Origin of the sequence: Propioniciclava flava, from assembly GCF_004126535.1 — a bacterium.
GTDB classification, from domain to species: Bacteria; Actinomycetota; Actinomycetes; order Propionibacteriales; family Propionibacteriaceae; genus Propioniciclava; species Propioniciclava flava.
On sequence record NZ_PPCV01000002.1, the window covers coordinates 410,215 to 423,834 of the forward strand.

14 protein-coding genes and 4 tRNA genes are annotated in these 13,620 nt (G+C 66.0%); 15 read left to right on the forward strand and 3 right to left on the reverse strand.

The features are described from left to right. Window positions 1-94 precede the first annotated feature (94 nt). Genes efeU through efeB form a run of 3 tightly spaced genes read left to right on the forward strand, consistent with a single transcriptional unit; the run spans window position 95 to window position 3,671 of the window. On the forward strand, window positions 95-1,018 hold the full coding sequence (gene efeU / locus C1706_RS04690) for an iron uptake transporter permease EfeU (protein WP_129458045.1): 924 nt from the start codon (window positions 95-97) through the stop codon (window positions 1,016-1,018). Continuing rightward, on the forward strand, window positions 1,015-2,244 hold the full coding sequence (gene efeO, locus C1706_RS04695) for an iron uptake system protein EfeO (RefSeq protein WP_129458046.1): 1,230 nt from the start codon (window positions 1,015-1,017) through the stop codon (window positions 2,242-2,244). Before efeU ends, efeO begins: the two co-directional genes overlap by 4 nt. Before the next feature lie 5 nt (window positions 2,245-2,249). Continuing rightward, entirely contained in the window at window positions 2,250-3,671 is a 1,422-nt protein-coding gene (gene efeB / locus C1706_RS04700) for an iron uptake transporter deferrochelatase/peroxidase subunit (RefSeq protein WP_129458047.1), read from the forward strand. Between the two features lie 49 nt (window positions 3,672-3,720). Here the strand turns inward: efeB and C1706_RS04705 are convergent, their stop codons facing one another. Both C1706_RS04705 and C1706_RS04710 read right to left on the reverse strand, forming a co-directional pair. After that, window positions 3,721-4,143: a hypothetical protein gene (locus C1706_RS04705; RefSeq protein WP_129458048.1), complete on the reverse strand. Its 423-nt coding sequence runs from the start codon at window positions 4,141-4,143 to the stop codon at window positions 3,721-3,723. Beyond that, the gene (locus C1706_RS04710; RefSeq protein ID WP_129458049.1) at window positions 4,140-4,631 is read right to left on the reverse strand and encodes a YajQ family cyclic di-GMP-binding protein; all 492 of its coding nucleotides are present in this window, start codon (window positions 4,629-4,631) and stop codon (window positions 4,140-4,142) included. Before C1706_RS04710 ends, C1706_RS04705 begins: the two co-directional genes overlap by 4 nt. 69 nt (window positions 4,632-4,700) lie before the next feature. On the opposite strand from C1706_RS04710, the gene C1706_RS04715 reads away from it, so the two are divergent. From C1706_RS04715 to rpmG, 4 genes are all read left to right on the forward strand, one after another. Beyond that, window positions 4,701-4,782, forward strand: a tRNA-Tyr gene (locus tag C1706_RS04715). A 138-nt stretch (window positions 4,783-4,920) separates the two neighbouring features. Next, window positions 4,921-4,993: transfer RNA gene (locus C1706_RS04720), tRNA-Thr, on the forward strand. Window positions 4,994-5,022: 29 nt separating this feature from the next. Beyond that, window positions 5,023-5,098: transfer RNA gene (locus C1706_RS04725), tRNA-Met, on the forward strand. 35 nt (window positions 5,099-5,133) lie between these two features. After that, window positions 5,134-5,304, forward strand: coding sequence for a 50S ribosomal protein L33 (rpmG, locus tag C1706_RS04730; protein ID WP_129458050.1), 171 nt, complete (start codon window positions 5,134-5,136; stop codon window positions 5,302-5,304). An 87-nt stretch (window positions 5,305-5,391) separates the two neighbouring features. On the opposite strand, the gene C1706_RS04735 is transcribed toward rpmG, so the two are convergent. Next, window positions 5,392-6,636: a glycosyltransferase gene (locus C1706_RS04735; RefSeq protein ID WP_206660970.1), complete on the reverse strand. Its 1,245-nt coding sequence runs from the start codon at window positions 6,634-6,636 to the stop codon at window positions 5,392-5,394. Window positions 6,637-6,671: 35 nt separating this feature from the next. Here C1706_RS04735 and C1706_RS04740 point away from each other — a divergent pair, with 35 nt between their 5' ends. The 8 genes from C1706_RS04740 to rplA all read left to right on the forward strand — a co-directional run bounded on the left by C1706_RS04740 (window position 6,672) and on the right by rplA (window position 11,450). Then, window positions 6,672-7,100, forward strand: coding sequence for an FAS1-like dehydratase domain-containing protein (locus tag C1706_RS04740; protein WP_129458051.1), 429 nt, complete (start codon window positions 6,672-6,674; stop codon window positions 7,098-7,100). After that, window positions 7,097-7,510, forward strand: a complete 414-nt coding sequence (locus C1706_RS04745; RefSeq protein WP_129458052.1) for a MaoC/PaaZ C-terminal domain-containing protein — start codon at window positions 7,097-7,099, stop codon at window positions 7,508-7,510. Before C1706_RS04740 ends, C1706_RS04745 begins: the two co-directional genes overlap by 4 nt. Further along, entirely contained in the window at window positions 7,503-8,552 is a 1,050-nt protein-coding gene (locus C1706_RS04750) for a UDP-N-acetylmuramate dehydrogenase (protein ID WP_241653423.1), read from the forward strand. The genes C1706_RS04745 and C1706_RS04750 overlap by 8 nt, the downstream gene beginning before the upstream one ends. Window positions 8,553-8,666: 114 nt before the next feature. Further along, window positions 8,667-8,739 (forward strand) — tRNA-Trp (locus tag C1706_RS04755). Between the two features lie 72 nt (window positions 8,740-8,811). Beyond that, on the forward strand, window positions 8,812-9,306 hold the full coding sequence (secE, locus tag C1706_RS04760; RefSeq protein WP_129458054.1) for a preprotein translocase subunit SecE: 495 nt from the start codon (window positions 8,812-8,814) through the stop codon (window positions 9,304-9,306). Between the two features lie 28 nt (window positions 9,307-9,334). After that, a complete protein-coding gene (gene nusG / locus C1706_RS04765) occupies window positions 9,335-10,144 on the forward strand; it encodes a transcription termination/antitermination protein NusG (protein WP_129458055.1) in 810 nt (269 codons plus the stop codon). An 87-nt stretch (window positions 10,145-10,231) separates the two neighbouring features. After that, window positions 10,232-10,663 carry a 50S ribosomal protein L11 gene (gene rplK / locus C1706_RS04770; RefSeq protein WP_129458056.1) on the forward strand — a complete coding sequence of 144 codons (432 nt, stop codon included), beginning with the start codon at window positions 10,232-10,234 and terminating at the stop codon, window positions 10,661-10,663. A gap of 79 nt (window positions 10,664-10,742) precedes the next feature. After that, the gene (rplA, locus tag C1706_RS04775; protein ID WP_129458057.1) at window positions 10,743-11,450 is read left to right on the forward strand and encodes a 50S ribosomal protein L1; all 708 of its coding nucleotides are present in this window, start codon (window positions 10,743-10,745) and stop codon (window positions 11,448-11,450) included. Window positions 11,451-13,620 lie beyond the last annotated feature (2,170 nt).

A 13,620-nucleotide genomic window follows, 5' to 3' on the forward strand; every position in this document is an offset into this window, starting at 1 on the left:
CGTCCGCCCGGGATGCCGCTAGCATCGGACCTTGGGTAAGGCAAGCCTTACCTGACCGCCAGGCGCGGCCGTCCGTCCAAGAAAGTGGGTACCCGTGCTCGGCGCCTTCCTCATCGGGTTGCGCGAGGGTCTCGAAGCCGCGCTCGTCGTCGGCATTCTCGTGTCCTACCTCACCAAACTCGGCCGTCGCGACGTCTTGCACCGGCTCTGGATCGGCGTCGGTCTGGCGATCGCGCTCTCGCTCGGCATCGGCGCGCTCCTCACGTTCGGGTCCTACGCGCTGACGACCCAAGGTCAAGAGCTCATCGGGGGATTGCTCTCTCTGGCAGCCGTCGCCTTGGTGACCTGGATGATCTTTTGGATGCAGCGGGCCGCCCGCAACCTGAAGAAAACCCTGGAAGGCGAACTGGACCGGGCACTCGCCCAGGGTTCGCTGTGGGGGATCGTCATCGTCGGTTTCGTCTCGGTGACGCGCGAAGGCATCGAGACGGCGCTGCTGCTGTGGTCGATGGTCGAGTCGGCAGGGTCTGCCCCCCAGGCGATCGTCGGCGCCCTGTTGGGGTTGACGATCTCTGTTCTGCTCGGCTGGGCGATCGCTCGAGGCATGGTTCGCCTGAACTTGTCGACGTTCTTCACCTGGACGGGTGCCTTGCTCATCGTGGTGGCCGCCGGGGTGCTGGCCTACGGCCTGCACGATCTGCAAGAGGCTGGGGTAGTGCCGGGGCCGTTCAGCGCACTGGCCACCCTCGACCCGGCGACCGGCGCCGTGGGTGTCGGGCTCGAGGGCTTCCCCTTCGGCTACGCCTTCGATGTGTCGACGATCATCGCGCCCGGCGGCACCCTCGCCACGCTGCTGCAGGCCACCGTGGGCTTCATGCCCGAGATGACGTGGATCCAGGTCATCGCGTGGGCGCTCTACCTGGCTGTGGTTTTCAGCATCTTCTTCTCTCGCATGACCGCTGGTCGGCCGCGCCCTTCCACCGAACCGTCCCCTTCTCCCGCTCAAGGAGCATCGTGAACCGTACGTCCCTGACCGCCGCCCTCGTGGCGGTTCCCACCGCAGCCCTGGCGTTGTCGGGTTGTGTCGCCAAGGCTGATCTCGCGGCCTCCGGCGGTCCCCTGACCGTCACCTCCGACGCCACGACCTGCCAGGTGTCGACCGCCAAGGCCACCAGTGGCACCCTGGCGTTCACCGTCACCAACAAGGGCCCGCAGATCACCGAGTTCTACCTGTTGGCCGACGACGCGTTGCGCATCGTGGGCGAGGTCGAGAACATCGCCCCCGGCGCGTCCCGCACGCTGACCGTCGTCGCCCAACCCGGCAACTACTTCACCTTGTGCAAGCCGGGCATGATTGGTCAAGGCGTGGGCAAGGCCGCCTTCACCGTGACCGGCGACACCGTGGCCATCACCGGCGAAGACGCCGAGCAGAAGCAGCAGGCCGTGACGTTGTATGCCGCTTTCGTCAAGGATCAGACGGCCCAGTTGCTGCCTGCGGTCCGCTCGTTCACCGAGGACTACGCGGCCGGACGCGACGACGCGGCCCGCGCAGCCTTCCCGAAGGTCCGCGCCTACTATGAGCGGATCGAGCCGATCGCTGAGGCGTTGGGCGATCTTGACCCTCGCATCGACTATCGCGAGGTGGACGCCAAGGCCGAGGGCCTGGACTGGACCGGGTTCCACCGCATCGAGAAGGATCTGTGGGTTCCGGCGAAGGACGCCAAGAACTCTGACGATTCCCCCGCGTGGAAGGACTGGGAGCCTTCGACGCCGCAACAGCGGGTGACGCACGCCTCCGCGCTAGTCGCCGACGTGCAGCAGCTTTACGACTACGTCCACGGCAATGATTTCGCCACGTCACTCAACGAGCAGGGCGTCGCGGGGCTGTCGAATGGGGCGATCTCCCTGCTCGACGAGGTGGCCACCACGAAGATCACCGGCGAGGAAGACTGGTGGAGCGGCACCGATCTTTACGATTTCGCGGCCAACGTGGAGGGCTCCAAGATGGCGTTCTCCCTGGTGCGGGACTTCACGTTGAGCAAGGGCGACGCTGGCAAGAAGCTGGTCGCCGAGATCGACAAGGGTTATGCGGCGTTGGAGAAGTCGCTGGCTGACCATGGGTCGGCCGAGCGGGGCTTCACGACGTTCGCCGATCTCACCGATGCCGACAAGCGCGCGCTCATCGACGACATCAATGCGCTCGCGGAGCCCTTGTCCAAGCTGACCACGACCATTTTGGGGTGATACCGATGCCCGACGAGCCAGTTCTTCCCGACTCTGCCGATGCCGCAGGGGGCGCCTCCCGTGAGGAACCTCTCGCGCCCCCGGCCTCGGAGGCGCCCTCTCCCGCGGAGGACGCCGCCACCTCGACGCCTCCCGCCACGGGGTCGGGGTCGGGATCGACGAGCGATGCCCCGCGTCGCGGCCTGTCGCGGCGCGGGATGCTGGGGCTGTTCGGTGCCGGCGCGGCCGTGGGTGCCGGGGCGGGCGTCGCGGGCACCCTCGGCGTGCAGCGTGGTGGCGGCGAAGCGTCGGACGCGACGGTCTATCCGTTCTTCGGGCAGCACCAAAGTGGGATCACGACGCCTGTCCAGGATCACCTGCATTTCGCCGCGTTCGACATGTCCGAGCGGGCCGATCGTGACGATCTGATCAGCCTGCTGCAGGACTGGTCGTACGCGGCGTCGCGGATGGTCGCGGGGCTGGAGGTCACCGTCAAGGGGGCAGTAGGCGGTTCGCCCGCCGCGCCGCCGGACGATACGGGCGAGGCGCTGGGGCTGGCCGCGAGCGGTCTGACGATCACGTTCGGTGTCGGTCCGACGCTGTTTGAGGTGGACGGCACGGATCGGTTCGGTCTTGCCGCGAAGCGTCCGGCGGGCCTGGTCCGGCTGCCCGCCTTCCTCGGCGAGGATCTGCAGCGGGAGCACTCCGATGGCGATCTGTGCATCCAGGCGTGCGCCGATGACCCGCAAGTGGCGGTGCATGCCATCCGGAACCTGACGCGGATCGCTTTCGGGCGCGCCCGGTTGCGGTGGTCGCAGCTTGGTTTCGGGCGGACGTCCAAGACCACCGCGGACCAAAAGACCCCGCGGAACCTGTTCGGCTACAAGGACGGCACGGCCAACATTTTGGCCAACGACGAGGCGGCGCTGACCCGGCACGTGTGGGTCGGCACGGACGACCAGCCGTGGCTGGCGGGCGGTTCCTATCTGGTTGCGCGCAAGATCGCGATGATCACCGAAAGCTGGGATCGGCTACGGCTGGCCGAGCAGGACCGCATCGTGGGTCGCAACAAGGGGGAGGGGGCTCCGTTGTCGAGCCCGAGCGGCGTCGAGAACGACGCCCCCAATTTCGCCGCACTGGCGGCGAGTGGCAAGCCGATGATCGACCGTGCTAGCCACGTTCGATTGGCGCATCCAGATCAGAACAACGGCATCCAACTGCTGCGTCGCGGCTACAACTACGTGGACGGCAACGATGCGCTCGGCAAGCTCGATGCGGGCCTGTTCTTCTTGTCCTATCAGCGCCGCCCAGACGACTTCATTGCCGTGCAGCGCTCGCTGTCCACTGATGCGATGAACGAGTACCTCAAGCATCTGGGATCAGGCCTGTGGGCGATCCCGCCCGGGGCGAGCGAGGGCTCCTACGTCGGGGCTGGCCTGTTCGCTTAGACGATGAGCGGCGGCGTCCCTCGGGGCGCCGCCGCTCGCGTCGCGGGGTTCAGGCGCGCGGGGGATCCGCGAGGACGCCCACGGTGGCAACGACGGCCGCGAGCAGGGCGGGGACGCCGAAGGGCCAGCGTCGCCCGGCCGCGCGACGGCGCTCGCCCCAGCGGTACATGGCCCTCTCGCCCAGTGCGGTGATCGCGGCTCCTGCTCCCACGCCGGCGGTAGCGATGGCCAGCGCTTGGACAGGGTGGGCATTGGCCTCGTGGAGAAGCTCGTCGACGCGGTCGGGGCCGTTGGTGGCCTCAGTGCGGGGCCTGGTGAGGGCGTACACCCCGGTCACACCAGCGGCCAGCGCGGTCTTCGCGACGGCGCGGGCGGGACGGGAGGCGACGGCGCCAGGCAGGGCATACCAGGCAAAGGTGCCGACGCCGGTGGCGACGGCCAGGGGAAGGGCGGGCCGGGCCATCGAACTCATCGGTAGTTCACGAACTGGACGGCGAAGGGGTAGTCGGCGTCGCGCACCATCTGTTGCACGGCTTGCAGGTCGTTGCGGCTCTTGGAGCTGACGCGCAGTTCGTCGCCTTGAATCTGGGTCTTCACACCCTTGGGTCCTTCGTCGCGGATCAGCTTGGCCACCTTCTTGGCGTTGTCTTGGGAGATGCCTTGCTCCAGGGACGCGGTGATCTTCCAGATCTTTCCCGAGAGGCGGGGTTCTCCTGCGTCCAAAGACTTCAAGGACACGCCCCGCTTGATGAGCTTGCTCTGAAAGACGTCGAGGACGGCCTTGACGCGCTCCTCGCCGCTGGCTTCCAGCTCGATGGCGTCACCGGACCAGCGGATCGAGGCGTCGGTGCCTTTGAAGTCGAAGCGCTGGTGCACCTCCTTGGCGGCCATGTTGAGAGCGTTGTCGACTTCCTGCTTGTCGACCTTGCTGACGATGTCGAAGGAGCTGTCTCCTGCCATGGGTGGTCCTCTCGATTGGGCGGACGGGCGATGAGTTGCTAGAGTACTTTCCCGCTGAGTGTTCAGCATGGCAGGTTGCCCGAGCGGCCAAAGGGAGCGGTCTGTAAAACCGTCGGCATTGCCTACGTAGGTTCGAACCCTACACCTGCCACAGCAAGGAAAGGGCCTCTGACAAGCCGTGATGGCGAGTCAGGGGCCCTTTTGCTGTGCCGGTTGGCCCAGGTTGTTGCGCTGGGTGGCCCCCGATTTTGGAACCGGGCCTGCGTAGGGTAAGTTGATCTGCGGTCTTGCCCCTATAGCTCAGTAGGCAGAGCGTCTCCATGGTAAGGAGAAGGTCTGCGGTTCGATTCCGCATGGGGGCTCGGGTCTCCGGTTCCGGCCGGAGGCGAGAGGCGGGATAGCTCAGACGGTAGAGCAAGCGGCTCATAATCGCTGTGTCACGGGTTCAAGTCCCGTTCCCGCTACCACCTAGGTGCCCTACGTAACGAATGGAGTGGCTGAGATGGCCAAGAAGTCTGGCGACATCCGCCCGAAGATCACGTTGGCTTGCACCGTGTGCAAGCACCGCAACTACATCACCAAGAAGAACCGCCGCAACGATCCCGATCGCTTGGAGCTGCAGAAGTTCTGCCCGAACTGCAAGCACCACACCGAGCACCGCGAGACGCGTTGATCTAGGTCACACGACACACGGGCCGTCCCCTGTTGGGGGCGGCCCGTGTTGCTGTTGGCCCGTGCGGGGGCCGTCCGGGGGCTAAGTTCAGGACACCTGGACCGACCAGGTGGACACGTCGGCGCCCTCGCTGACGGCGATCCGCTCGTAGGTGGTCGCCAGCCGCGCTCCGATGTCGGGCCAGTAGAACCGTCGCGCATGGATGCGTGCCACGACGCCCAGGCGGGTGCGCAGCGTCTCGTTCGTGAGGAGGCCCCGCAGCGTCGTGCCCCAGGCGATGGGGTCGCGGTCGTGCATGAGGTAGCCGGTCTCCTCGTGGACGACGACCTCTCGCAGCCCACCCGTCGAGGACGCTAGGACGGGGACCCCGCTGGCTGCGCCTTCGAGTGCGACCAGGCCGAAGGTCTCCGAATGGGAGGGGACCAGCAGCGCTTGGGCGTGACGCATGAGTGCGGCTAGGTCGACGCGGGATTGGGCACCCACGAAGTGAACGTGGTTGCGCATCCCCAGACGATCGATGAGTGCCTCAACCTCAGCGCGGTAGTCGGCGAAGTCGGCGGAGACGTCCCCGGCGATCATGAGGTCGGGGCGCTCGTCGGGCGCTAGTTCGGCCATGGCGCGGATAGCGAGGTCGCCCCCCTTGAGGGGTTGGAGCCGTGCCGCCATGAGCACGTAGCCTGCCTCCGACCCGCACCAGGGGCAGGCTGGACGCTGGTCGGTGGGCGCCGCCGGGCGGAAGGTGTCCAGGTCAACGCCGGGCGGAATGACGCTCACGCGGCGAGGGTCGGCACCGCAGCGTTCGATGATCGTCCGCGCTTCGGCGGTGCTGACCGCGATGATGGCGTCCGAGCGCTGGGCGATGAGGGCCTCGCCCGCGACCCGAGCCCCCGATTCGGGCGGCTCGCCTGCCGAGAGCGGGTCGCCGGGATGGGCGGCCACGGAATGGAAGCTTTGAACATGGGGGACGCCCCACGCGCGGGCGACCGGCAAGGCGGCCACACCGCTCATCCAATGGTGTGACTGGATGAGGTCGTAGGGCATCAAGCGCGCCAGCCCGGCAGAGAACTCGTCGATGTGGGCGTCGATGGCGCTCTTGGGGAGGTCGGCGGCCGGTCCGGCGTCCACGTGGAGCAGTTGAACCCCGCCACCGAGGTCGGCGACGTCGGGCTGGTCGGGGTGTGAGCGTCGCGTCGCAATGTCGACGCGATATCCGAGATCGGCCAGGGCGCGCGCCTGGTGGAGTTCGACGACATTCATCCCCCCTGCATCGCCTGCGCCGGGCGCTGATGCGGGGGAGGTGTGCATGGACACGAACAGGAGCCGGAGCGTCACCCACGCGACCCTACGGCACAGGTAGCCTGTGCGGCATGTCCCTCTCCGATGCGCACGTGGGTCGCACCTACCCGGCCACGCGCCCCTATCTGGTGAGCCGCGAGAAGATCGCCGAGTTCGCCCGAGCCTTGGGCGACGACAATCCGGCCTATGCCGGCGACCGGCCGCAGGCACCCCCCACCTTCGCAGCCGTCCTTGCTGCGCAGGCGTGGGATGCGCTGTTTTCCGATCCTGAACTCGATATGAAGCTTGCGCAGACGATTCATGGCGACCAGCGGTTTGCCTGGCGCAGGCCCTTGCGTGCCGGCGATGAGGTGGTGGCGCGCCTGACGATCGACAAGGTGCGTTCGCGCGGAGCCTCGGCCTTCGTCACCGTGTCGGTAGCGCTGTCCACGTCGGCGGGGGAGTCGCTGGTGACGGCCACCTCGACCCTGCTCCACACCTGGCCGGAGGTCACAGCATGAGCGCCCACGTTGTTGAGGTCGGCACTGAGTTGCCGCCCTTGGTGCTGCATTACACGCGTGAGGATCTGGTCCGCTACGCGGGTGCCTCGGGGGACTTCAATCCGATCCACTGGTCCGATCGAGCCGCCCGTGCCCTGGGCATGCCCAGCGTCATCGCTCACGGCATGCTCACGATGGGCAAAGCGTTGCGAATCGTCACCGATTGGGTGGGGGATCCCGCGCGGGTCGAGGGCTACTTCGTCCGGTTTACCAAGCCGGTCCCCGTCCCTGATGACGACGCCGGGGTCGACGTTCACGTCACGGCACGGGTGACGGCGCTGGAGGACGGTCTGGCCACGATCGCGATCGATGCTCTCCTGGGAGAGACCCGCGTGCTGGGTTCGGCGCAAGCGCAGGTGCGGTGTGGCTGAATTGCTGGCTGATCACACCACCCTGCGCGTCGGCGGCCCGGCGCGACGCTGGGTCGAAGCGGACACGGAGCAGGCCCTCATCAGCGCTGTCGCGGACGCGGATGCGGCCGGCGAGCCGGTCCTCCTCCTGTCTGGAGGGTCCAACATGGTGGTCTCGGATGACGGTTTCGACGGTGTCGTGGTTCACGTCGCGACGCGCGGGATCGGGGGCCAGGTCGCCAGTTGCGACCTGGGCGAAGCTGCCTGCGGCGGCATCATGGTGGATGTCGCAGCCGGGGAGAACTGGTCGGCCTTCGTCGACTGGACGGTGGCATCCGAACTGGTGGGGGTCGAGGCGCTGGCCGGCATCCCGGGAACGGTCGGCTCGACGCCGATCCAAAACGTCGGCGCTTATGGGCAAGACGTCTCCCAGACGCTGTGGCATGTGCGCACGTGGGATCGGCGCACTCGGTCGCCGAAGCTGTTCAGCAACGCAGATTGCGCCTTCGGCTACCGCTCGAGTCGGTTTAAGGCCGAACCCGATCGCTACGTCGTTTTGGGTGTCACCTTCCAGCTCACCCAGGGGACGCGGAGTTCCAAGGTGCGTTATGCCGAACTGGCGAACCGCGTCGGGGTTGAGGTGGGTCACAAGGCGAACTTGGCGGCGGTCCGGGACGCGGTGCTGGCGCTGCGGCGAGGCAAGGGGATGGTCCTGGACGCCGAGGACCACGACACCTGGAGCGCCGGATCCTTCTTCACCAACCCCGTCGTCACGCCTGAGGTGGCAGCCGCTTTGCCACCCGAGGCGCCTCGTTTCGATGCAGGGGGCGGGCTCGTCAAGAGCAGCGCCGCCTGGCTCATCGACCACGCCGGCTTTGGCAAGGGGTATGGAGTTGCACCGGTGACGTTGTCGACGAAGCATGCGCTCGCGATCACGAATCGCGGGGGTGCTCGCGCCGATGAGGTCATCGCCTTGGCTCGCGAGATCCGCGATGGTGTCGAAGCCAAGTGGGGGGTCCGACTCGTGCCGGAACCCGTGTTCGTCGGGGTGTCGCTGGACTGACCCAGTTCGACGCGGCGGAAGAAACCCCGTACACTCGTCGTCTTGGTGGCACCTGTCGCTTCGGCGAGCCCTCCGCGAGGTGGGTAGCATGGGTGCTGCTGAAGTAGGAAGCAAAGGGCAATAGCTCAATTGGCAGAGCAGCGGTCTCCAAAACCGCAGGTTGGGGGTTCAAGTCCCTCTTGCCCTGCTGGGCCGATCGCGGTCCGGAAGGTGATTTGGTCGGCAATGTGAGGACGTGCAGGTGGCACCCAGGAGCGACATGAGCGAGGGCTCCGTCGGCGACCCCGACGACGTCGCTCGTGAAGACCTGCCTGGCGAGTTCCTCGCCGACGACCTCAACGATCCCGAGCCCTATCGCGTGGCTCCCGACGAGACCGAAGCCGAGGAGCTGACCGACGGTTCAGCCGAGGGCGAGGGTGGCGTCGATGATGCCGCGCAACTCGTGGCGGCGGAATCCGTGGCGCAGCAGGCGCGTAGTTCGCGTCCGGTGCGTCGCAGCGAGTCCGCTGAGACGGCGCCGAAGGGGAAGAGCACGGCGAAACGCGCCCCGCGCCCGTCGTCCGATAGTGGCCGGGTCGGGCCGATCACGTTCGCTGGCCAGTCGGTCGACGAACTCAAGAAGGTCGTGTGGCCGACGTGGCCGCAGGTCTCGGCGTACTTCTGGGCCGTGCTCTTGTTCGTGTTCGTCATCATCGCTTATGTCAGCGGCTTGGACCTGGGCTTCGGCGCTCTGCTGCTGAAGCTGTTCGGCTGACCGACGACCGAGGAGTGGAAGGATTTTCATGGCTGACGTGCCCGAGAACGACATCGATCTGGACGAGGTAGAGATTGACCTCGGCCCGATCGAGGAGTCTCAGCCCGACGAGGTCGAACTCAACCTCGATTTTGGCGGCGACGCTGAAGACGATGCCGATGACGTGGTCTTGAACCTCGAGGACGACGAGCCGGAGGCCGACGAGGCTCCCGCTTCGGACGCCGACGAGGCTGCGGTTTTGGAGGAGTTGCGCGAGCGCCTCACGGGGCAGTTCGGTGACTGGTACGTCATTCACACGTACTCCGGCATGGAGAATCGCGTGAAGCAGAACCTGGACGCCCGCATCCAGACCCTCGGCATGGAGGACTACATCTTCGAGACGGTCGTGCCGACTGAAGAGGTCGTTGAGATCCGTAACGGTGCGCGCAAAACCGTGACGCGCACGGTGCTGCCGGGCTATGTGCTGGTCCGCATGGAACTCACGGACGGGTCCTGGTCTGCAGTGCGTCAGACGCCGTCGGTGACGGGCTTCGTCGCCCATGCCAGCCAGCCTGTGCCGTTGTCGATCGACGAGGTCGTCAAGATGCTCGCTCCGGCCGCGCTGGCCAAGGCTGCTGCTGAGTCGGCGGGCCCGTCGGCCACGAAGAAGAGGAAGATCGAGGTCGCCGACTTCAAGGAAGGCGATTCCGTCATGGTTGTGCAGGGGCCGTTCTCCGGCGTCCATGCCACGATCACCGAGATCAACGCGAACCATCAGCGCCTCAAGGCGCTGGTCGAGATCCTGGGGCGGGAGACCCCCGTGGACCTCACGTTCTCGCAGGTTCAGAAGGACATCTGAGCACGAGGTTCGTGTGGCCCGTTTGGCGGGCCGTTTCATCACCCGGTGCAGCGACCCGGCTGCGCCACTAAGTAGCAAGGACCCAACATGCCTCCCAAGAAGAAGGTAGCGGCGCTCGTCAAGGTTGCCTTGAACGCGGGCGCGGCAACCCCTGCACCTCCGGTCGGTACCGCTCTCGGTCCGCACGGCGTCAACATCATGGAGTTCTGCAAGGCGTACAACGCCCAGACCGAATCCATGCGCGGCAACGTCATCCCCGTCGAGATCACGATCTACGAGGACCGCACGTTCACCTTCATCACGAAGACGCCGCCTGCCGCCGAGTTGATCAAGAAGGCTGCCGGCCTGAAGTCGGGCGCGTCGAACCCGAGCAAGGAGACCGTCGGCAAGATCACGCGCGATCAGGTGCGTGAGATTGCTAGCACGAAGCTCCCCGACCTGAATGCGAACGATGTCGATGCGGCGATGAAGATCGTCGAGGGCACCGCTCGTTCCATGGGCGTCACCGTCGAAGGCTGACCCCTCTCATCGTGGCAGGGCCAGCGCGGCCCACACACCACACCCTGGTAGGCCCTCGAGGCCAAGGAAGGAACCAGACATGAAGCGCAGCAAGGCTTACCGCGCCGCCGCAGCACTGGCGGACGCAGATCAGAACTACTCCCCCGAAGAGGCCATCGCTTTGGCCAAGAAGGGAGCTTCGGCCAAGTTCGACGAGACGGTCGATGTCGCGATGCGGCTCGGCGTTGACCCGCGCAAGGCTGACCAGATGGTGCGCGGCACCGTCAATCTCCCCAACGGCACCGGCAAGACGGCAAGGGTCCTCGTCTTCGCGACCGGTGATCGTGCCGCGGCCGCTGAGGCTGCTGGTGCGGACGAGATTGGCGCGGACGAGCTCATCGACAAGGTGGCTGGCGGCTACCTCGACTTTGATGCCGTCGTCGCGACCCCGGACATGATGGGTAAGGTCGGCAAGCTGGGCCGCGTCCTCGGTCCGCGTGGTCTCATGCCGAACCCGAAGACGGGCACGGTGACGATGGATGTCGCCAAGGCTGTCACCGACATCAAGGGCGGAAAGATCGAGTTCCGCGTGGATCGTCACGCGAACCTGCACTTCATCATCGGGAAGGCGTCGTTTACTCCCGAGCAGTTGGAGCAGAACTACTTCGCCGCTCTCGATGAGGTGCTCCGCTTGAAGCCGTCGGCCGCCAAGGGTCGCTACATCAAGAAGATCACGCTGTCGACGACGATGGGCCCGGGTGTGTCCATTGACGTCGCTCGCGTCAAGCCGGCTAACGCCGAGGCCTGATCTCTCGATTTTCGTTGGCCGCGAGTGCCCCCTTCCGTGTGGAGGGGGCACTCGCGCGTTCAGACACAGCAGAGTCGAGAGGTCTCGCAGCCATCGGCGTAGAGGTCGCGTCTCGGAAGCGTCGATGAGGCAGAGGGTGGGGGGGCAATGAGGCTCCTCCTGGGCTGGGTTGTCGTATGAGGCAAGGCCTCCGGTAGTCGCCCACGCCTCAGTGCCGTGAGGCCACCGCAGCCCATCGTGGATCGTTTGCCGTTGTGCCGTTGTGCCGTTGTGCCGTTGTGCCGTTGTGCCGTTGTGCCGTTGCGGTTGATCCCTTGGTGGCGGCTTTCAGGAGCGCTGCTTGATTAGCCCTTCAGGGCGTCCACTAGCTGGTCACCGGAGGTCCCTCTTGTGGTCTTCGGCGCTGACTGGCTGGTCTGCGGTGCGGTCCCAGAGCTGAGCCCAGCCGTGAGCCTTCGGGAACCAGGGCCGAGCGCCTCGCCGGGGTTGGCCTTGCGCAGCCCCGAGGCCCCCACGCGCTATCTTCCAACCTGATCCATGGTGTGCCCAGCCAGCGGCTCTTTTCCCGCACACTGTCCAGCAGCCTGCTCCACGGTGTGGCCCCTCCAGTGACTCTTTCCCGCACACCGTCTAGCAGCCTGCTCCACGGTGTGGCCCCCCAGTGACTTCTTCCCAATCACTGCCTACCAGCATGCTCTACGGTGTGCGTAGCCGGTCACAGTGCCCCCACCTGATCGCGGCGCACCTAACCCATCGCTGCGTATGAATCTCGTTCACCGTCTAGCCACCTGTGAGCGTCGCATGCAAGTCGGCCCCGGACGCCCATCTCGGGTCCGTGCGGTGGCTCAGACCTGAGGGGCAAATGTCCGCGCAGCAGACCGAACGTCACCGAGGCGACCCATGTGAGTGATTTCTCCCTGAGAGGCGGCACCCTGGGAATCGGCATCTGGACGTGCCCTTCCGTGACTGACGCGCCGTGTTCGGCCCGCGGCCAGTGGGGAGTTGCGCTCTGCGGAGTGCGGTGAGGGATGGTGCCGACCTCATCGACCTGGTGCTGCTCCCACACTCCAGGGAACAGGGTCGGTTTCCAGCCCTGCCAGACCAGAAGGACCAACCTGCTCACACAGGGGGAACCGACAGAGTCTCACGGCATAGGGCACCGCTCACGCTCCTGAAGACAGTCCAGGGGCTGAGCATCGGCTCGTCCAAGGGAATCGATGGAGGTGGCGCATCCCACCTGCCTTCGGCGAGGCGCAGCGCCACCTTGTCATGTGCACGGCAAGGCCCCCCCGCCCGCGGAGAGAACTGACGCAGATGACGAGCGTCGTCACGGCAGCCGTCGATCCCGAAGCCTGGAGCAGATCAACTCCACTGAGACCAGGAGCCGTCCCTCCTTGAGAGCAACACAAGCCCGCAACGACACGTTCCAGTACATAGACCGACGTACATAACGCTGCCGTGAGTCCGTTCAGCGACGTGTGCAGTGGTGGCAAGGTCACCTACTGGCAATGGCACGTGTAGTTGGGCAGGGGTACCACGGGTAGCGGCTCATGCAGGTGGGCAGGGGCACCACGGGTAGCGGCACGTGCCTTTGCGTACCGACGCCACGAAGAGAAGCCTGGCTGGGAGCGGACCTCCGTCCCGGAACGCTCGTGTACCACCCACCAAAGACATCGCTCACGGGCTCTGTCGAATGGATCACCAAGCAGGGTCACCCCCGCTACGTAGACCCGAAGCCTCGAGAGGGCGGCTTGCGCCCCATGCCGATGACCCTTGCGCCCCATGCCGATGACCGTGGCTGACTCCTTGATCCAGTTGGGCTGAGGACGGAGACGGAGACCCCCAGACCCGCGGGAAGAAACGACATCTGAGTGCAGCGGGGATCCCACAAGGACAAGGTTGCCAACAAAAGGGGACGAAAAACTGAGGTTTGTTCGAGCCCAGTCCACCACTGCCGGCACTTGGTGTTCGGGGGTCCCCGGGCGAGTGGCAACGGTGTTGCCGGTTGTGGGGTGGGGTTTGGTGGGGTTGGTGGTGGGTGTGGGGGGTGGTTGATTTGGTGGTGGGTTGTGGTGGGTGTAATGTTTCTCAAGCGCTCGGGGGCTGGTTGAGCTTCGGTTTGAGGGTTCTTGGGTGTCGCGTTTGGTGCTGTTTGGCCTTGTGTTTTGGG

Excerpts from the sequence above, each read along its gene's own strand:
- efeB (WP_129458047.1), top strand. The coding sequence starts at position 2,250 with ATGCCCGACGAGCCAGTTCTTCCCGACTCTGCCGATGCCGCAGGGGGC.
- C1706_RS04705 (WP_129458048.1), bottom strand. The coding sequence starts at position 4,143 with ATGAGTTCGATGGCCCGGCCCGCCCTTCCCCTGGCCGTCGCCACCGGC.
- C1706_RS04710 (WP_129458049.1), bottom strand. The coding sequence starts at position 4,631 with ATGGCAGGAGACAGCTCCTTCGACATCGTCAGCAAGGTCGACAAGCAG.
- rpmG (WP_129458050.1), top strand. The coding sequence starts at position 5,134 with ATGGCCAAGAAGTCTGGCGACATCCGCCCGAAGATCACGTTGGCTTGC.
- C1706_RS04740 (WP_129458051.1), top strand. The coding sequence starts at position 6,672 with ATGTCCCTCTCCGATGCGCACGTGGGTCGCACCTACCCGGCCACGCGC.
- C1706_RS04745 (WP_129458052.1), top strand. The coding sequence starts at position 7,097 with ATGAGCGCCCACGTTGTTGAGGTCGGCACTGAGTTGCCGCCCTTGGTG.
- secE (WP_129458054.1), top strand. The coding sequence starts at position 8,812 with ATGAGCGAGGGCTCCGTCGGCGACCCCGACGACGTCGCTCGTGAAGAC.
- nusG (WP_129458055.1), top strand. The coding sequence starts at position 9,335 with ATGGCTGACGTGCCCGAGAACGACATCGATCTGGACGAGGTAGAGATT.
- rplK (WP_129458056.1), top strand. The coding sequence starts at position 10,232 with ATGCCTCCCAAGAAGAAGGTAGCGGCGCTCGTCAAGGTTGCCTTGAAC.
- rplA (WP_129458057.1), top strand. The coding sequence starts at position 10,743 with ATGAAGCGCAGCAAGGCTTACCGCGCCGCCGCAGCACTGGCGGACGCA.